The sequence below is a fragment of the Sphingobacterium sp. IITKGP-BTPF85 genome, assembly GCF_001006065.1.
GTDB classification, from domain to species: domain Bacteria; phylum Bacteroidota; class Bacteroidia; order Sphingobacteriales; family Sphingobacteriaceae; genus Sphingobacterium; species Sphingobacterium anhuiense.
In genome coordinates, this window is sequence record NZ_ASZT02000096.1 from 1 (window position 1) to 19,972 (window position 19,972).

Here is a 19,972-nt window from a genome sequence, read left to right on the forward strand (position 1 = left end):
TTTTTGATGCTTCTGCACCTTCATTTGTTGCTGTTGTTATTGTATTTATTGTGTCAGTAGCTACTTTTCCAGCTTTTACACTAGCTATTAGTGCTGTCCATTGCTTTCTGAATTGATTTATTGACTGTAATCCCTGAACAATTGACTGTAATTGCATTAATTTAGCGATACTAGCCTCTGCTGTTGTTGATTCTATGCCCATTAATTGAAGTGCACCTGTCACCCCCTGAAATGCTCCAGCCATATTTTCACTAACTGAAATAAAAGCACCTAATTTATTGGTAGATAATGCATCAACTGCTTCATCAACTAAAATTACTTGTTGTTTTAATGATGCTGTTTTATTTAAAAGTTCATTAAATTCTGCTGTACCTGCTTTTCCTGCACTTGCAAGTGCATACATCCTATCTTCTCCCTCAGAAATCTCCCTTGATACATCCCTGAAAGGCTCATTTAAATCACGTATTTTTAATTCTAACTCACCAGCTTCAGCAGATAAAGCTTTTAATTTTAATGGGTCTTTTGCACTTTTTGGTCATCACGTAATTTCTTCAATAAGTCTTCCATCTCACTGATTGAAAGGATTGTATTTTTTAATTCCTTATCATCAGTCTTTGGCTTAATTACCTCTTTATTTGCACCTGTTATTTCATCACCAATTTCATTTACACTAACTGAAAGTTTATTCACCTCTGATGTATCCACAATAGGCTTTATTGCAATATTATTTAAATCTATTATTGCTTGTTGTGTCTGCTTTATTTCCAGCTCGACAACACCTAAAGCATCACCACTGACTTTAATTTTACTTCCTGTAAAGCATCTAATTTCTTTTGAAGTTCCTGTATTTTTGCTTCTGAATCACCTGTATCTACCCCAACATTTAATAATACACCTTCTTCATTTTTATTACCTTTAATTGCCATATATTTTTTCTATAAATATTAGCTGGCAACAAAAAAGGGCTACCGAATTGGATAGCCCTATACATTGATTGTATGTGTTTTAGATTATTATTTTTTGCAATTGAACTTTAGATAATGAATTTGAAGAAGGTGAATAATCTACTTTAAAATTTTATAATATGAAGCTCCTGATTCTGTAGAAATAAAACTGGTACTGATAAATCTAAGTTGGATATATCTAAATGATTTAAATAAATACTACATTCTAATATATGAATATCCCTATTATTTTGTTCGAGAATAATTTTTTCATAAAATTTATCATAGATGTTTTTATTAATTGTGGTTGTTTGGCTATACATTTCAAAGGGGATTCCAAAAGTCAAATCAAAGTTTTTTGATACATCATTTTCATCACTATATAATGTTGTTACTTCACCTACATTAAATAACCACTTACCATCATGTTGGAAAGTATATGTATTATTTTTTCCCTTCTTCCATTTTCCACGCTCTATAAATACTGTTTTTAGACCCTTATAAAACAAAATCCTGAGTTCAGAACTATATGATTCTTTAAGATTATCAGCACTATATTTATAAATAAGAGGTAAATTTAAATCATTTATTTTTGTGACTATTGATGGTACAAATGAGCTTTCAATGGTCTTTATATCTTCTTTATAATCAATTATGCCATCCATGTTTTTTGTTCCATAGACCTCTTTATATTTTTCAAAATATGTTGTATTTAAATAATCTTGTCCTTCTGCAAATGTCCATTTATATTTTTTAGAAATGTTAGTTAATGGTTTAATTGAATAATTACTTACATCTATTTTATCACTCCAATCAACAGCATTTTGAAGTATATTTTGTGGCAAAGCCTTTGAAAAGTATTCATCATAGGTACAAAAATGTATTGTTTTTTCCTGCTCAACATTGGTGTAAGTCACTAAATTAAATAACTTCATTACCTCTTTAATTAGGTCAAATTGCAAGGTAGCTGGTAAAGTAATATGATTAAATTCTAACAAATCCCCTTCTGCTAGCTCCATCTGTGTATTTTTCTCTGTACCATTACCTAAATTTATAAAATCACCTTTTACCCTACATATAACCTGATGGTCAGGAAGCGTGCCTCCATTACTATATGATGTGCCTGAAGTATCAATATTTTCAATGCTCATTTTGACACCAACATAATCGCCTTCATTTAATGATATTCTGCTACTAATGTCTATTGAATCTGTACGTAATGCTTCACTACTATCACTATACTTTTGTGTTCTATTTTTTTTAGTGCTAAATACTTCTTCCCACTCAGCTGTTTCATCAACTTTTTTTGCAACCGAACAAACAACAGTATATTTGATAAATGCTGTTGATGGATTATTAACCGCCCCCCATGTGGTAATATCAAAGAATTTGACAGTTGCAGATATATCTAATGTCATTTGCTTTTCAGCCCTTAACCCAGTTGATGATTGTGTATTTGAAAAGTTGGTATCAGCATTGTATTTATTTAATTTAACTGCTGTACCTGTGTTCCTAAAGTCAGCCCAAGGCTGTAATTTTCAATTGTTACACCAGTTGAATAAATAATGTTATTTGTTACAACATTTACCTGCGAGGGTAAAATAAGCTTATCAAATATCTTTTTGAAATACCCATCTATCGCGTAATTGTAACCTTGCTCTTTAAAAATTTGATTAAATAATGCACTGATATACAAGGAAGGCTTCATATTTCTACTATCCCATGTTTTTGTTTTTCCTTCTTCAACTAACTCAGGCACTGCACTATGCCCGTAGTCCAACATTGGATATACGTAATCTTTTTTATTTAATATTGTGCTATTGTGTTCTAAAGCTGTGTAAGGATGATTGAGGTGTGATAAATCCAATTCATTTATTTTTTTAGCTTTAATCTTACTAAAAAATGTTGCTCTATACCCTACAACAACAGCTTCGTAACTAATTAAACCTTTTACTATATTAGCAGATAACAATTGAAATAAACCCTTTGAAATCAACTCATTACCCTCGTATATAAGACAATCAACTTGCTTTGTAAAGCTAAAATTTGTTTGTAATTTATTGGTACTACTATCTGTTATTCTGTCTAAACTAAACATGTAACCTAAAACATTATTATTATGATTATTACCTACTATTTTTATATTTTTTGTTATATTATCTAACCCTGCTGTAATATCTTCTGCATCAAGTAGCTGATAAGTCATATCTGTTACTATACCCCCATTTTCGAGTTCAATTTTTATAGGTGCTTCATTTTTATTAATTAAATATAATTCTACCATCTTTTTTATATAAATATTAACATGACACAAAAAAGGGCTACCGAATTTGATAGCCCTTAAAAAAAGAAGTATATTTATTTATAAAATATATTTATTGTAATCTATATTGTCTTTTATATCCCAATTATTTTTTTATTGTGCTGTTGATATGGTTGGATACATTTACATTAAATATCTGTAATTCTTCAATTGTTGTGAATGTTTTATAATTTGATTCTCCTACTTTGTAAACAACAGGAAGATTTTCACCCCCTGTTATTTTAGCTAAATTCAAATCTCTTAAATAATTTTGTTGATTTTCCAGTGATAACCATACTATCCCACCATCAACAACCAGTGATGATTGTATTTCATCATCACATTTTATTGTAATGTGTAGTAATGTATTCTTTTATTTCTGCTGTGGTTGGTTGATAGGTAAATTCTTCTTCCACAAAATCTACCCCACCATCTTCATTATCACATATTTTTATTCTTACTTTCCATATATTTTTATATGTATTTATACATTCCAGCAAGGGGGTAAATTCTGAACCTTTTGTTATTTTCATATTTTATTTTATTTATAATTTAGGCTATCTCAGTAGCACTAATAAATGTTGTTACATTCTCCGTAATAGTAATTTTCCCCTTAAACATTAATCTAGCACCAACTGTGGAAATTGTTTGTGTTGGTGTATATGTCAAAGCGTAATTTACAATACCTGCATCCACACGAGTTTGACCACTTTGCCCCCCTCTTATTCCTATGTAACCTGCTGTATTACTAACATTTACAGTATCACAATAATATGTTGAATCTGTTCCTGCTGTTGTTGTACCACAAGGAATTATATCTAAATGGAGACCATTATGCATTGCCTGTGGGTATTGTCCATTTTGCAATTGATAACCCCTTAATTGTCTTGAGTAACCATTACTATCAAGTAGTGCCACTTTATAATTACCAACTGTTGAAATACCTGCAAACCACTCATTAACACCACCATATAAATCTTCATAACCCATACAAGAAATTTCATTATTAACAACTTTGATTATCGTACCATCACTATTTTTTATGTTGAAAGTACAATATTCTAAATTTCCACTAGCTAAGTTCAATGAAGAATCTTGCATACCGTATTTTAATGTGCTACCTGTACCATTTCTTGTAAAACTATTTTGCCCGTAACCATTTTGTAACTGACTATTACGGTTACCATACTTAGCATAAAATAAGTTGGTTATATTTTTATATTCTTCATAATCAGCCATTTGTAATTTCCTGCCCAAGTCACCTATGTAATTATTGAATGTTTCAAAAGATAAATTATTGACAACCAATTTATTAGATGGATAACTTTTTAAAATATTATCACCATTTTTTGTATAATAAGATACATCAAATGCACTAACTAAAGCTTCTTTATGTTCTACCCATTCAGTTTCAATATCTAAAATATTTGTACTATCAGTCAATACTACTTTATCAAAAGCATCAGCATTGGTGAAAGTTATAAATACCCATTTTGCATTAACAGGAATATCAAGCACGTAGTACATACCATTAGAAAATGGAACATTCAAGCCATTGATTTTTAAACCTGTTCCAAAAACTTGACTGGTTAATTCGGCACCATCTGTCACAATTGCACTAATTATAGTATCTGAAGTAATTGCAGGAAATCTTATTTGTTTAAATCCTTCTACTTTCATACCGTAAACAAAATAACCACTTGCTGTATTTAAAAAGTTCGTCAATTGACTATATTGAGATGAATTTAATAAGTTTGTATTTTCTCTATAATATACAGGTATAGGTGCATTTTCACGACCTGCAACAGTACTAAAAGTTTCTTTATTCATTATCAATGTCCTACCTTCATAACTTTTAGGTTTTTCTAAATTGGAAGTGAAACAAGCATAATTAGCGCTATTTTTAAAATCATTTATTCCCTTATACCAATACGCAGGTTCATATACATAAACATCACCGTGACTACCATTTTGGTATGCTGTAGCATCTTGTTTATTCTTGAATAATCTACCATCTGTGTTATCTAGGGGTGTAATAAGCATATTGCCTAAGCTTGTTTGCTTTCCAAGACATCTATATCTTTTATTTAGAATCATAAATACGTGACCATTTGGAACATATTCATAACCAGTACCATAGCCTGTACCATTATCCATATTTGTTATATTTTTAGGGTCAGCGACATTTGTAGTGAATTTAATAACACTCATAACTGGTTGATTTATATCAAGTTCAGGGAAATGATTTTTCAATTGTGTATATTGTTCATCATCAATAAATTTTGTCAATTGATAAGTTCCTATTAAACTACATGTTGTTGTTAATGTACCCTCTTCTGTTACACCTCCTACAGTTAAAAATTTCAATAACCAATTTACATCACCCACTTTATTTATTCCTGTGATACGGATATTTTTTATAGTTGTAGACATTTGATTATATAATAATTCCCAATCAATTAAAGGTGAATTTTCTACAATTAATGTTTTAACTTTTGAACCTTGAGGGAATAAAATACCAGCATTTGATAACTTTTTAAAACTATTTAATTTTAAAACAGATAAGTTAACAGGTAAAGTAATCTTCGTAATAGGTGCACCATCTGCAAAATTAATACTTGACAATGTGTTACAACCTAGTGCATTAACTTCTGTTAATCTCGTACAACCTGAAATATCCAATGAAGGTAAATTAGTATAATTTCTTATATCTAAAGTTTTTAGCATAGGTAATTTATTCCCTATAACTAATTCAGTAAGTGAATATGTTTTTCCTACTGCACCACCTAAAATTAATTGCTCTAAAACAGGCATTGTTGGAAAGTTCAAATCTGTAAATCCACCCCATTCACTTAAATTTAATTTTGACATAAAACTTGAACCCAACACAGTAAATATTGTACCTATATTTGCATCTTGATTATATGTATATGACCATTCAGTATTTTTTAAAACTTTTGAATGAGTCATTACAGTTCCTTCACGTCTTAATTGCAAATAATAATCTCTATTAACTGTAGCTTTAACTTTAGCTCCAGCCGTACTATATCCCTTAAAAGTAATAGGTGTGGATTGATATTGTCCTGTATTATATTTTGCATCAAAAAGGTTCAATCTGTTTGATAACCACCACTTTCTGTGTGATTTACGTGAACCTTGTAGACTCTCCATGTACGAATAATTTGTTTTAGTTACAACTCCATTAACCAAAACATCTATTCCAATTGTTTTGGGTAATACATATTTGTTTTGAGCATCAATATTATAAACTCTTTCAACATATTTATCTGATTGATTCTTATCAAATGCATTGAAAATGACATCATTACTCATTACCCCCCTTAACCTCACATAAGATTCTTGTAGCTCTGTTGCAAATTGTTCACGAAGGTTTTTCCATAACACAGAATTATGCCCAGCAAATGCATATACAATATTTCCACCTGTAGATAATTCAGGGTCAATAGTATTTTCGTCAATGTCAAAGCTATATTTCAATCTACCATCATTTCGAACCCCATTCACTGTATCGCCATCATAAAATATGTAATAACCCAGCATTTTATCTTGTGTAGGTTCATAAAAAAAGCTATCATACAGTTCTTAACCCTTTGGTCAACAGCACCTAACAAATCTGTAAACATATAATAATCACACAAATGCTTCACATCCATATAATTTTTTAACTCTGCTTTAAATTTAGCTGGATTGTTTTGTGTTGATTTTACCCACTTTACGAATGCTTCTAAATAAACAGGTTTTTTAGTTCCATCTGTATATATATCTTGATTGTCGGGAAATCTGCTTTCAAACACCCTTGTCCAGTTGGGAATCAACTCACCATCAACTTCTACTTTAGTATCAAAGTCATCATCTAAATATGACCCCATACTGTAGTCATTATTCAAAAATTCCCAGCACTGAACTGGAGATGCTCCACCAAATTTTTCTGTTACCCAACTTGCATTATGGTAGCCTGGGATATCTACAAAACCGAAAACTGATTCTGTAGCCTTGTCATTGTTCCAGTTATATTTACCTAAAAATACGGGTGTATCCTCTAATGTTTTTCTATAAAATAAATAGCAAGGTTCACCATCAACAGTAGTACGTACATCATATTCGTATGTAGGTGATACATATTTTTGTGCAGGTGTTAAGCTATTTGTTGCTACTAAAGCATCATTTGTTAGGGCTGTCATACCAGTGTTATGACTTGAAGAAGACTCTGCATAATCTGCTTTTAAACACCATAAATCCACTTTAGCAGGTAGTTTACCTTTACTGTTTTTATTTTTAAAAGACCATTTTGCTTCTGCTTGTAACTCACCTCCATTACCTTGTGAATCACATCCTGTATATAATTGACCTGATACTTTTTGTGCATTTTTTAAACTAATCTTATAATTTTTTATAGGATATGCTAAACTAGATGTACCTTGTAATTGAATGTAACCCCCTATCAATCTGAAGTTTAGATTAGGTTCTGATTTTTTAACATGTAAGATTTCGGTAACATTATATTTTGTTTTTTTATTGTTAGTAACTGCGGCTTGCATTAATGTAGCCACACCATTTGCTTCCACACCCGTCACAATTACATACCTCATATCATCCGCAATAGAGTCAACTGTTATGTTACCATTACCATCAATAATTTTATTAGCATCATATTTTTTTACAACCTCATCCACATTATCTAAGTCAACAATAAACAAGTCTAAAGCTTGAGAATCAGATAAATATCTATTGTAATGACGTGTATTAAAAATTTCAATAGTTGCACCTAAACCACCTAAAAGAATATTTGTTGGTGTAGCTTGATAAATATCATCTCCTGTACCTCTTTGTACCCCACCACTCATTATACCATTTATGTACAGATACAACATGTTTGAATTAAGTTTTTCATAATCACTTGAAGAAACAGACGAAACAGGATGAGATATAAAAGCAATATTATATACATTGTTTTCAGCCATTTTCATTGAAACAGTAGCTTTCCCTTTAGTCAACATTTTAGCTTCTGTAGCTGTAACAACAAAGCCTGTACCTTCACTATCTACACAACTTATAAGGATTGCATTATCATCTGTAACCTCAGAAATTTTATACTTAATTTGATACGTGAAAGAGTTATTTATATTTCTATTAGTAGCATTTAGGGGTTGATAATTAATGATAGCTTTAGCATCATCAGTTATTTTTAAAGCATTATTTAACCAACCATCTCCACCCCATTTAAAATTATTTAATGTGGCTGTGATACTGTTATTTGATAACCATGTTTCTTTATTTAAATCATTATTGCTCTTACCACTAGCATTGAATTTAAATACTAATTCGTCAGTAGGTTCTTGTAAATCAACATTGCTATTTGCTACCAATACACCGAAAATATAATCTGTTGAACCTGTATTTATCTTACCATTGAATGTACCTCCTGATACACTTTTATATGTTGTTTTTTGTACAGAAAAAGAAACATTACTTGTAGCAATTACACTATTATTAATAGAAACTGTTACTTGTTTAGATATATTTTTAGGGTCGAATACAGCATAATTAATATTAAAATCTTCAAACTGTCGTGCTATTATTGTAGGTCTTTGAGAATCTTCAATAATTCTTCCATCTATGTAATCAAATCTTGTACATACAATAGGTGTGTTGTTACCTGTTTGTATTACAGCAACATTATAAAATATTGAATTTGAATTAATTACATTACTTGTAACATCCAATTCAGCTACCAATTGTATGGATAAATTACCGTGATTATGTATATTAGTTGGAATACTAATTGTACCTGTAGCACTAGATTGTGTGATAGTTCTAGTTTCGTAAAGTACCCCTTTGACATATGTTTTTAATGTCTTTACACCTGCACCTTGCAAAGTAAAAGGCACATAAATAACAGCACCTTTAACATATGTTTGTGCTATATCCATGTTGCTGTTCAACTGTAGATTTACAACAAGAATTGTATATGTAATTGTACTTACTTGTATGGTTTCACCCGTATTCACTTCTACTCTTACTTTTACTGAGTTGTTACCTATTTGTAAGTTTTTAGTAACATCAATTGTGTTAATAGAACCTGCATTTATAATTGATTCTGATGTAACATTTAGAGCACCCGAAATCACACTAACAATAGCTTTACCTGTATTTCCTGTTGATGAATCTGTACTAGTATCAACATGGTCGAATTGATATTGTAACTTAACTTCGTCCCCTTTTTTTACTGTACTGTTAGCTGTTAACTTAGTTAGAATAACTTTAGTAGTTGTACCACTACCATTACTATTACCACCCCCCGAAAATTCTTCTGTTGTGCTTAGTACATTACCTTCTTCATCTAATAAAGAGATACTATATTTCTTGTTATCTTCATCACCTACAGTACTTAAACTTAATTGTGTACCATATTTTGAGTTTAATTGTGCGAATGCTGATGCGACTGCTTGAGATGATACAGGGTCAGTTGATGCAGGGTTAATTGTTTGCTCTACATTTTGTACAACCTCAATATTTACATTACCAGCTGAATCAGGTGTAACAGGATTTTGATTTAATGAAATACTTTGTACTGGTGCTTTAGGTATTTCAATAGCAACTTTACCATTAGCATCAGGTGCTTTGTCTTCACCATTAACTTCAATACTTTGTACAGGGGCTTTAGGTACTATAACTTCCTTATATTCACCATTTTCATTAAGATATTTATTGTCTGAACCTGATGTTTTTATCTTTGCTACTACAGCTTTTTCATTATCTGTATAGTCATTTTTAGACAGTCCTTTTCCTTCAACCTTATCAACTTTAGTAGTTAATGTAGCATTCAATGCGGTGTTGGTTGGTAAGCCTTGAAGCTTAGTGATATCTAAATTTAATACTAAACTTTTATTATTTTCTTTATCTACTTTATCTTTTCCTAAGTCTCCTACAGCAATCAATGCAGGGTTTCCAGCCGTGTCAGCAACAAGCAAAACATCTGTATTATTAACTACTTTTTTAGAAAAATCTTTAGGAAATTGTTTTTTATTAGCCATATATTTACTTCTTTTTTTTTTATAAATATTATGGATACAAAAAAACCCTCAATCATTTTTAACATGAAAAAGGGGCTTCAATAAAGTGTTATTGTTATATTATTTTTAATATCTTAATGTAATAGAATTCAGTAAATTATCTATTACGAAGTCACCCGTGTTTACAGCTAAGTATAAGCTCGCATCAGGGTTATCATTTAAAATAATATTACTACTTATATTTTCTAATCTATCTAAACTAAATGGTGCTGTAAAGGTCAATTCCAATCTGTTTTTTTGTAACCATTAGTATGTCTTTGTAAGACTTTATAGCTTTTATTATCTATACTTATTTCTACATATAAATTATTTACAACTGCATAAACCTTATTGGATGTTAGTAATTCTTTAATCTGTTTACTTTCAAAATCATCTAGCAAATCTGAACTTGCTGTGTATGTATATGTAGTATCTGCTTTTATTAATTCCTTATTGTTAACATACTTACCATCCTGCGAATATGTTATACTATTATTTTGCTTGTTGAAGTATGTTTTATTAATCCCTATTGTTTCAATTTTACTATTAAATATTAAAGAATCCCAACCCCCTAAAGTATTCTTATATACAATATTTGTTTCTTTCTTATTACATGCATCCAGCATTCTAATAATCTGAGGTTCAGTAACTTCTTTATTATTAATATCTAATAACACTATTTTATATATATTAGTAATAAGAGCTTCGTCTGTATTTTTAATTAAAGGATGATTTAAAACAATTGAAGGTGTAATATTTAGATTAATTACATTACCAGCAACAGGTATATCAATTAAAAAATCTTTTAAAAAATCATTATCCGAATCATATAACATAATCTTTATTTTCTTAGCTATGTTATTGATATCAAATATTTTAAGATTCTCTTTCTGTAGGGTTGTTGTATTTTTTAAAGAAGGTTGATTTGTTAAAAATAAAGCTTTTGTATCTGTCGTATTTATATTGTATTTATTTGCTGTATAAGATGCAAAATCAATTATGTTTTCTTGTGATTCAAAGAAGTAGTTATTATTCTTTATTAAGTCATTTCCTGTTGCTGTTATTACTCCTGTACTCGAATCAATCACATATTCTTTAAAAGTTATATTATATGCAGGTAGATTTGTTTTTGTGATTAATTCATCACTATTTAGTAATATACTTTCACATATACTTTCTAAAATACTTGATAATTCAATCACCACATTACTAGAAAATGGTTTAGGGAAAATCTTCTTTCTTGTGATTAATGTACCTGTAATTGTAGCTGTTATTTCTGCAATTACATATATAAAGTTATTGTTATTGCTATTCAGTACCCAAGCATTTATATTGCTGTTAGGTGAGATATTATGAGGTTGTTGTATAATTGTTAATGCCATTTTTATTATAAATATTATCCTTTCTTCTTCTGTACATTATCCCCATACTGGTTGTAAATAGCATACTTTATTTGCTGGCTTAAGTTCTGTTGTACCCTTATATTTAATTCTTGTTGGAGTAGACTTATATTCCTATCCCAATAATTATTTCCCTTAGCCTGTATACCTTTTTTAAATATATTTTGTCGAATAGCTCCAGCAAGTGCATTCACTTTTTCTTCTGTATCCATGTCATCAAAAACAGGGTCTTTAAAGAATTTACTGTTGTTTTTAGTTAAGAGCTGCTTATCACGAATCCATTGTTTTATGGGTGCTATAGGGGGCTTTAAGGTTGTGTAACTATGTATACTACCATTGTTTTGTTCCGTACCATTTATGCCACGACTCATATATATAACATGTTGCATTCCAATTACTTGGACTTGGCTCATATTATTAACTTTTATACTTAATTCTTCAATTGAACCTGTTGTTAAAAATCCATCTATTGCATTTATTTCATTTTTTACATTCTCAATAAATTCTGCAACTACTTCTTCAAGCACATTCATATTAAATCTAAATTCACCCTTATCTGTCCCTGTTTTTGATATCAAATCATCAATCAAATTATTTCTAATACTCTTTTTAGATTGTTTTAAACTCTTTGCCATATCTTATTTTTTCAACACATTTACTTTATCTTTTAGCAAGCTTGCATATACGAATATGTTAACAGCTGATTCTTTCATTCCTTCCAACATTGATATAAATAAATATTCACAGACTTGGTGCAGTAACTCGAAAAAACCCCACTTTTTATAGAACTGTTGTTTGATGTATCTGTTATTAGCTTCAATTGCTCCTTCACCTTCTATCACTTCTTCATCTCCTGAAAAGAGGTTTCCAAATGATTTAAAAAGCTTGTTAACTGTTGCTGTAACTGCAAAAAAAACTATAAGCTGTTGCCATGTTCATTTCATTACCAATATCTTCAATAGGCTCTTTTAGTAATAGATTAATCATTGTTGGATAGTTAGCAATACTGTTAGATTCTTGTAGCTTTATAAATGTCATCAGGTCTTCAAAAGCTATTTCATCAATGTTTTTCACTAAGTTATTATCAATTGTTACTGTTAAATTATCTTCATTATTTTCAAACATATTCATCTTATTAGCTATGTCGAATAGTTCTACATCAGTTACTTCAGCATCCTGTAGGTTAACACCTGTGAATACAAAAAAGTAAATAGCTATTATATTTTTATAAATACCTTCTATGTTATCCTTACCCCCTAAATCATCAATCAGTTGTCGGTATTGTATATATTTATTTAATGTTACCTGCTCCCACGAAATTGGAAGGCTATTATATAATTCTATTTTATTCATTCTTCTTTTATATAAATATTAGGTTACCCCACATTACCAACCGTAAGCATTCAGCATGTCACCACCTACTGTATTAATACCTTCTTGTAAGTAAAAATTAGCTAAACTGAGTGAAATTACACAGTCATCAAAACAGCCTGACAATGCATTAAAGCTGATATTTGATGTTTTAGGGTTTAATTTTGCACAGTAAGTAGATAGCTCTTTCCCAGTAATTTCATTAAATTTTAATTTATCTGTGTTAATTGCTACTCTTAAAGCTGTAATAAGATTCAACTTAGTTTTCATGTCGAATTGTACACCTATAATATTGTCACTTATTAATAACAATGAATTAAATGTACCCTCACCAACACCACTTTTATCAATAACTTTTAGAATATTTTTTGGTAATTCTGCTATTATTCCTGTCACTACATTACTGTCATACCCCTTTATATGCTTATGATATGTCATTACCCCTTCTTTATCTAGACCTGTTATTGATGTGTAATCACCTTGCGCACTAAATGCTAAATCAATTCCGTAAATTACTGTAGGTGCTGTAGATAATGTTGTTATTGTATTTCTTTCTATTGTATCAGCATCTACTATTGCACTTGCATTTTCTCCTGCAATTGCTAAATATTCTTGATTAAATTGCGCTGTTGATAATTGTGCTTTGAATCTTTCAATAACACTAACTTTTAAATGCGGATTTGAATAACTTGAAAAATGAAAATGTTGATATAATACCCCATCATTTAATTGGCATATCTCAAACCAATAATTTTTCCCAAGGGGTGTAGAAATCATCAACATAGAGCCATCTCTATCTGTTAAAGTAGGTGTTATAGCACCTTCTAACTTCTCTTGCAGATTAGGTATAAATGCGGTTTCATCTATAATAATTAAATCAAAAGATAAGCCCCTCATGTTGCCATCAAGGCTATCACCCTCTCCCGAAAAGAATCTTATTTCACCTCCATTAAAAAAAATATGGTTAAATCTGATTTGTTAATTGTTGCAAGATTTTTAGGAATTAAATCACATAATTCTTTAAAGAAAACTTTAGCTAAAGAATATTGAGGGGTGATATAGCCTACTTTTTTTTACTAGTTCCTTCTAAAATTGCTATGCTTTTCATCAAATTTGACTTCCCAAATCTTCTCCCAGCATTTATTGTAATGTTCTTAACTCCTTTATAGTAAGCTTGTAATATCTGTTTTTGTGCTTGATGGGGTGTTGGGAGTTCAATATTAATTTCCATCATCTATCCCCTCATCTATCCCCTCATCATCACTTTTAAGGATGTCTTTAAAACAGATATTAATCTTTACATCACCTGTTATTTCATTTGTATTTTCATTTTTGGTCTGCGAAAGTTTAGGTTTTTTATAGTTTAACATGTTGGTGTAAAGCTCTGACGCTCTGTGAGGTGATAGATTATTTATAACATCATCACCTTCCATCATACGCTTTTCTAAAAGCTCCATCACAACCTCAAATGCTTCCCTCTGTTCTTTGGTTCTTTTGTTTTCAGAATTTTTAGGTCTGCCCCTAGGATTTCTTACTTCACCTTTTTTTATGGTTGTTTCATTCTTTTTGTTTGGTTGTTTTTTTATCATTTGCCATTTGTTGCCATTTGTTTTAATGGCATCTCCAACAATAAATATTACACATGCAACCAAATTGCATTTACAAAATAACAACCAAACAAAAAGGATAACTATTTGTTATCCTCTTTATTCTTCTTCTGTAAATAACCTAACAAGTTACTTGCTACTGTTACAATTAATTGTTATCCTCTTTCTTCTTTAGTTCTACTATTTGTAAATAAATATCTTACCGACTTCAAATAATTATCACATTCGTCTTCACATAAAAGCATGTAAATTAATTCTTCTTTTGTTAAATGATTTGGGTGCTGTGGGACATCCATTTTGGAAATATTTTCAAAGTACTTCTCACACGTACAACTATTTCATTTACTTCTGTCACTTCAACTACTTTATTATCTACCTCAATGACAAAATATTGTACTTTTATTTCTTTACCAATTATATTTAATGTTTCTCTTTTTATATATTTTTAATCATATTTTATTTCTTTTTCTATATGTTTTTTAACTGCTTTAACCTCTTTCACTTCATCTTGTTGGGGATTAAAAGGGTCTGATTCATTTACGAATTGTGCATTATATTCTACACTTCCAATCACTATATCACTACCTATTTAATATCATCACCAACAAATATTTCAGTTGTTACTTCAGCTTTTTCATGTCGTATTAATCTATCTCTAACAGGTAATATTTCATTTAAGAAGTTAGTTATACAGCCTTTACAACTATCAATATTTTGTTTATATCTTACAGCAGGGTAAGCTTTTTTAAGCTTTGCTAGAATAACATTAAGTTGTCTTTGTGTTGCAACATTTGCGTATAAATCTCCACCAGCTTGGAAGATATCTAGTATTGCATCTATCTTTTTTATCTCAATTAATAATTCTTTTTCTTCTTCTGTCATTTATTTTTATTTGTTTAAATCTTCTTTTATTTTCATTACTGTATCACTAATATTTATATACAGTTCTTTATATTTATTTGTATCTGCTTTTGTATATCTTCCTTTTTTACCAGTACCTTTTTTGTTTATGTAGTCATAAAAATCAATTACTTCATCAGCTGTCATTTCACCTAAAATATCATCAATGCTTACACCATATTTTTCTTCTATACTGCATACATCATCAATATCTTCTAATATCATTTCTTCTTCATTTTCAAATAGTTCACTTGTATTTACTCGTACACTTTCATTATTATCAATAATGCTGTTATGGTTGTTTTTCTCGAAATATGAGATGTTTGTTGAAGGATATTTGTCTGACCTATTCATAAATAATTGTCGCTGGATAATTAAACAGGCTGTAGCAGTCATTTTGCGAGGGTTATTAATCAATTCTTCCCATTTTTCAGCTTTGATTTTTAGCAGATGAATAAATAATTCTTGGTAATAATCATCAATTATTTCTTCTATATTATGCTTTACACCTCTGCACACCAGCCACTGCTTTATGTAGGCTTTTAATGGGTTTTCTTTAGATTTTGCTGTACGTCCCATATAAAGATTTTTATATCTTCCTGTATTGTATAACTCTTTTATAGCTTCATCTTTAGCTTTTTCTAATTCTTTTATATTCAATTATTTTTTTATTTATTTTATTTAAGACGAATTGGTAATAAGTCAATCAATCTTTCAAATGCTGTAGCCAGCACGGGTGTTACAGCTGTTATTAGCAACAACTGAAAAGGCGGTAATGCAATTAAATTTAAACCGCATATTAATAATGTTAACCAAAAAGAAAGGCAGTAAACACACGAAAAAGGCTTACCTACTTTTGTTTCTAAATAGCTGTAATAAGGCAACTTAGTTACGAAAATTGTTGTTAATGCTAATACTATACTTACTGTTATTACGTCAATCATCATGTTCTTATTTTTTTAATCCTTTTAACTTTTCTATCAACATATAGACATCAATTGCGAGGTCAATATTTTCTTCATTTCTACTTATTATTTTAAAATATTCTTTTAGCTTTTTAATGTCTAAACCTTCTACATCTTTGTTATCTACAACATCTTTTATTTCTGTTACTAAATCAATAAAGTTGTATTTTTCTTTACCTATGTATTTTTCAATTTCTTTAAATACTCTTTGTTTTTCTTTTAATATCTCTTCCATACCTATAAATACTTGCTCATTTTTTAAATGATACTTTTTTCATCTTTTTTTTCAACTTTATTGTATCTTATTGATAATCAATTAGATTAATTTTACTCTCTATTTCTTCTAGATAACTTCTGTAATCTTATTACTCTGTAGGTTGTTTAAAAGCTCTACAACATTAATATCTAACATCTTTATAGCACCTACATTTTTGAATGAAAGATGACCAGCTTTTTTGTTTTCCGAATAGTTTAAAAACACCATTTCTTCATTTTTATAACCTGTTTTTTGCATCTCATCTTTGTAGTTACCTTGTACTTTAGTTGTATATGTATTTGCTTCTGCAATTGCTTTTAAGTCGTATACAATTGTGTAATTATTATCTACGCAATAGAGTAAGCTTTTAGAATTTTTAGGGGTTGAATAAACTAAATAATCAAAATCACTTTTAGTTATAATTTGTTCATAATAAGAATTATAACAATCTCTCATTGTCTTTATTTCTATATATTTATCAACACCTTTTTCTTCAACAATCAAATCAAATTTTGAATATCTGTTGTCGGGAAATGTTGATTTAATTAAAGTTTTTGGATAGCTTGTAAAAAACAATGCTTTACCTACTGTGTCCATTAATGTGTGTTTGTCTATTTTCATCTATTTATTTTATATCTATAAATAGTCTGCTACCAAAAAGAATTCACTTTTATTTGTAACTTTATTTATATTATATAAAATAGATTAATCATAAGGAAATATAAACATTAAAAAATTTTTATCTAAAATAATTTAAACCTACTTTTGCTATTATATAACTATCACACATATCATAGTTTTCTTCCTTTCTTTTACCTTTTTTATCATATATCCAGTTGTATTTAATTTCTTTATTAACCTTCTTAAATACTTCTACTTTCTTATCAGCATTTTTTGGAAAACTTAAAGTTTCTTTTATCTCCCCCTTTACTTTTTTTGTTGTCAAATTCAGGGAAGAAATATTTTCTAGCATCATGTACTGTGATATGAATTGGGGTTATTTTAAATAAATCTCTCATTTTTTGAGCTACCATAAAATTAAACTTAGCTAACAATACAGTTGTGTTTACATTGTTACCATTTTTTAATGGTTCTTCAATAAAAATATATTTAATATTATAATTCAATTCTTTCATTACCTTTTCTACATATTCTACTTTATCATAAATTGTAATCTCACCATTTTTTACACTTGTTTTTGGAGGTTTAAGGTAAAACATATCTACAAGTTTACCAGTTATATCCATGATTGTAATACCGACCGTGGAAGTGCTGATATCTAATCCAATTATTTTTTCATTCATTTATTATTTTATTTATAAAAAAAGGGGTTACGAATGTAGCCCCCTAAAAATGTTTCAAATTTTTATTCAGGTTTCTTTAATTTATTTAATTCTTCTATTCTATTTTTTAATATAACTTCTTGCTGTTGTATCACAGCATTAACTTCATAATATTCTTTTTTTAAACAGTGAATATTGTAAGCATATAATAAATCTGTAATAATTTGTTGTTCATTGTTACTTCTAGATTTAGCTAAGTTTAATAAATTAAAAAAATTTTCATCAGTTAGTTTTGTATATTTTTTTACACTTTTAAATAGTGTATATAAAATCTGTTTAAATATTTTATCTTTCATCCCTGTTATGCTATTTTTTGAAGGTCATTAAACATCATGTTAACTATTGCACCCGACACTCCAAAACACATCAAATCACTTTTTTCAATTATATTTTTTTCATTCATTATTTTAATCACTTTATCAACTGCTGACTTACTTTTTGTATATCTATACACAACATTAGTTATGTTTTCTGTAAGTTCTACACTTAGATTATTTTTGTATTTATTTAAATCAAATATTTTATTTTCTTCAGCTTCTTTTAATGCTTGTTGTTCATCCCAACTTTTTACTTTTTCATTAAAATCTAAATCTTCTAAGTCATCAACTAAAAGTGATTTATTCATTAAATCATCATCAATATTTGTTTCAATTTTTTCTTCTTCTGTTGGTTGAGATACTTCATTAATAATGTTATCAGCTTCCAACTTTTCAGGCTCTACAGCAACTTTTTCTTCTTTTACTGTGTTAATATTACCCTGTATTATTAATTGTTTTAATTGCTCTAATTCTATCTTCATTTGTCTATTTTCTTCTTTCAACTGCTCCAATTCTTTGTTATCAGAAGCTTGGATTACATTAACTTTAACCTCTTTACTATCCCATGTTTTTATCAGTTTATCTACTTTTTTTGATAAATTTTCAGGTAATATTAAATAATTAGCATTTTTAAAGTTCTCTGCAAAACCATAAATTTCTGTATCAAAATGAACTAATTCATTTGTTTTACTTTTAAAATTAAATGGTGTATTTAAGCTGTAAACTTTAGCTGTATTATTATCAGTTGAATGATTGGATACACATTTAATTAATTCTATTTCTATTAAAAAATCTCTTACTTTTTCTAATTGTCCTGATGTTGTTATTATTTTTTTATGTGCACGATAATGCAGTTGATATGTATTATTATAAAATCCTTTACTACCTATTATTTTATCACCTCTGTTAATTAACCAACATAAAAAATATGCTTGTGTTTTAAATAACATTGTTTTTGTGATTGCATTTTCATTTATTTTGTTAATTATTGATTGGGGTAAACTAATAGTAACAATACTATTATTTTCAATAATTCCTTCTTCATTTACTTCTAGGTTGATAGTATCAGTAACTGTTACTTCTACTTCATTATTTATATTATTTTTCATTTTATTATTTATTATTATTCATCTTATGTTTACCTTTTCATTTTTTATATCCTTACTTTTTTTGGAAGTAAAAGGTGAGGAAGCTACCCCCCACCTATAAATAATAAATAATGAAAAACCTTTATACTTCTTGTATACTAATAAATACATGTTCAAAAAAAGAATTAGGTTTTCTAATCATTTATTTTCATATATTTTATTAAAAAGCTATAAAGTATTGATAATGAGGTTAATTATTTTTAACCATAACTATCACATGTTATCAAATATATACCAAGAATGAAAAAAACCAAGTTTTATATAAAATATTTTTTTTAATGGTTGGAAGAAGGTATTAAGATTATTTTTCATAATATTTTAAATACACTATAGGTAGCACTATAGG

The 19,972-nt window shown here is 28.8% G+C and carries 23 protein-coding genes; all 23 read right to left on the reverse strand.

Translation table 11 applies throughout. From position 1 onward, the window contains the following. Nucleotides 1-403: hypothetical protein (locus L950_RS17090; RefSeq protein ID WP_037526454.1), on the reverse strand; the 403-nt coding region annotated here is incomplete at its 3' end. A gap of 107 nt (nucleotides 404-510) precedes the next feature. Further along, nucleotides 511-705 (reverse strand): hypothetical protein, encoded by a 195-nt coding sequence (locus L950_RS17095; protein WP_021190594.1) that lies wholly within the window; start codon nucleotides 703-705, stop codon nucleotides 511-513. 74 nt (nucleotides 706-779) lie between these two features. Then, nucleotides 780-926, reverse strand: coding sequence for a hypothetical protein (locus L950_RS28790; protein ID WP_021190595.1), 147 nt, complete (start codon nucleotides 924-926; stop codon nucleotides 780-782). A gap of 143 nt (nucleotides 927-1,069) precedes the next feature. After that, the gene (locus tag L950_RS17100; RefSeq protein WP_021190596.1) at nucleotides 1,070-2,362 is read right to left on the reverse strand and encodes a hypothetical protein; all 1,293 of its coding nucleotides are present in this window, start codon (nucleotides 2,360-2,362) and stop codon (nucleotides 1,070-1,072) included. Nucleotides 2,363-2,430: 68 nt separating this feature from the next. Next, the gene (locus L950_RS17105; RefSeq protein ID WP_021190597.1) at nucleotides 2,431-3,228 is read right to left on the reverse strand and encodes a hypothetical protein; all 798 of its coding nucleotides are present in this window, start codon (nucleotides 3,226-3,228) and stop codon (nucleotides 2,431-2,433) included. Between the two features lie 356 nt (nucleotides 3,229-3,584). Next, a complete protein-coding gene (locus L950_RS27995) occupies nucleotides 3,585-3,779 on the reverse strand; it encodes a hypothetical protein (RefSeq protein ID WP_021190599.1) in 195 nt (64 codons plus the stop codon). Nucleotides 3,780-3,798: 19 nt separating this feature from the next. Beyond that, nucleotides 3,799-6,807, reverse strand: a complete 3,009-nt coding sequence (locus tag L950_RS26835) for a hypothetical protein (RefSeq protein ID WP_031288642.1) — start codon at nucleotides 6,805-6,807, stop codon at nucleotides 3,799-3,801. Beyond that, nucleotides 6,768-10,301: a CotH kinase family protein gene (locus L950_RS26840; protein ID WP_031288644.1), complete on the reverse strand. Its 3,534-nt coding sequence runs from the start codon at nucleotides 10,299-10,301 to the stop codon at nucleotides 6,768-6,770. Before L950_RS26840 ends, L950_RS26835 begins: the two co-directional genes overlap by 40 nt. Before the next feature lie 257 nt (nucleotides 10,302-10,558). Continuing rightward, nucleotides 10,559-11,701, reverse strand: a complete 1,143-nt coding sequence (locus tag L950_RS17120) for a hypothetical protein (RefSeq protein WP_021190600.1) — start codon at nucleotides 11,699-11,701, stop codon at nucleotides 10,559-10,561. Between the two features lie 14 nt (nucleotides 11,702-11,715). Next, nucleotides 11,716-12,354, reverse strand: a complete 639-nt coding sequence (locus L950_RS17125; RefSeq protein ID WP_021190601.1) for a hypothetical protein — start codon at nucleotides 12,352-12,354, stop codon at nucleotides 11,716-11,718. A 3-nt stretch (nucleotides 12,355-12,357) separates the two neighbouring features. Continuing rightward, nucleotides 12,358-12,561 carry a hypothetical protein gene (locus L950_RS17130; protein WP_021190602.1) on the reverse strand — a complete coding sequence of 68 codons (204 nt, stop codon included), beginning with the start codon at nucleotides 12,559-12,561 and terminating at the stop codon, nucleotides 12,358-12,360. Nucleotides 12,562-12,607: 46 nt separating this feature from the next. Next, nucleotides 12,608-13,072, reverse strand: coding sequence for a hypothetical protein (locus L950_RS17135; protein WP_021190603.1), 465 nt, complete (start codon nucleotides 13,070-13,072; stop codon nucleotides 12,608-12,610). A 33-nt stretch (nucleotides 13,073-13,105) separates the two neighbouring features. Continuing rightward, on the reverse strand, nucleotides 13,106-14,065 hold the full coding sequence (locus L950_RS17140; RefSeq protein WP_084825476.1) for a terminase large subunit domain-containing protein: 960 nt from the start codon (nucleotides 14,063-14,065) through the stop codon (nucleotides 13,106-13,108). Nucleotides 14,066-14,310: 245 nt separating this feature from the next. After that, on the reverse strand, nucleotides 14,311-14,742 hold the full coding sequence (locus tag L950_RS17145; protein ID WP_021190606.1) for a hypothetical protein: 432 nt from the start codon (nucleotides 14,740-14,742) through the stop codon (nucleotides 14,311-14,313). Nucleotides 14,743-15,142: 400 nt separating this feature from the next. Further along, on the reverse strand, nucleotides 15,143-15,271 hold the full coding sequence (locus L950_RS35665; RefSeq protein ID WP_021190607.1) for a hypothetical protein: 129 nt from the start codon (nucleotides 15,269-15,271) through the stop codon (nucleotides 15,143-15,145). Between the two features lie 11 nt (nucleotides 15,272-15,282). Beyond that, nucleotides 15,283-15,579: a hypothetical protein gene (locus tag L950_RS17150; protein WP_021190608.1), complete on the reverse strand. Its 297-nt coding sequence runs from the start codon at nucleotides 15,577-15,579 to the stop codon at nucleotides 15,283-15,285. A gap of 6 nt (nucleotides 15,580-15,585) precedes the next feature. Beyond that, nucleotides 15,586-16,257, reverse strand: a complete 672-nt coding sequence (locus tag L950_RS17155) for a hypothetical protein (RefSeq protein ID WP_021190609.1) — start codon at nucleotides 16,255-16,257, stop codon at nucleotides 15,586-15,588. Between the two features lie 17 nt (nucleotides 16,258-16,274). Next, the gene (locus L950_RS28795; protein WP_156169738.1) at nucleotides 16,275-16,544 is read right to left on the reverse strand and encodes a hypothetical protein; all 270 of its coding nucleotides are present in this window, start codon (nucleotides 16,542-16,544) and stop codon (nucleotides 16,275-16,277) included. 4 nt (nucleotides 16,545-16,548) lie between these two features. Further along, nucleotides 16,549-16,797 carry a hypothetical protein gene (locus L950_RS17160; RefSeq protein WP_021190610.1) on the reverse strand — a complete coding sequence of 83 codons (249 nt, stop codon included), beginning with the start codon at nucleotides 16,795-16,797 and terminating at the stop codon, nucleotides 16,549-16,551. Nucleotides 16,798-16,905: 108 nt separating this feature from the next. After that, nucleotides 16,906-17,415 carry a hypothetical protein gene (locus tag L950_RS17165; protein WP_156169739.1) on the reverse strand — a complete coding sequence of 170 codons (510 nt, stop codon included), beginning with the start codon at nucleotides 17,413-17,415 and terminating at the stop codon, nucleotides 16,906-16,908. Nucleotides 17,416-17,702: 287 nt separating this feature from the next. Then, entirely contained in the window at nucleotides 17,703-18,122 is a 420-nt protein-coding gene (locus tag L950_RS17170; RefSeq protein ID WP_021190612.1) for a hypothetical protein, read from the reverse strand. Nucleotides 18,123-18,184: 62 nt separating this feature from the next. Then, complete coding sequence (locus L950_RS17175) at nucleotides 18,185-18,457, reverse strand: hypothetical protein (RefSeq protein ID WP_021190613.1); 273 nt, start codon at nucleotides 18,455-18,457, stop codon at nucleotides 18,185-18,187. A gap of 5 nt (nucleotides 18,458-18,462) precedes the next feature. Continuing rightward, nucleotides 18,463-19,587 (reverse strand): hypothetical protein, encoded by a 1,125-nt coding sequence (locus L950_RS17180; protein ID WP_021190614.1) that lies wholly within the window; start codon nucleotides 19,585-19,587, stop codon nucleotides 18,463-18,465. Between the last annotated feature and the right edge of the window lie 385 nt (nucleotides 19,588-19,972).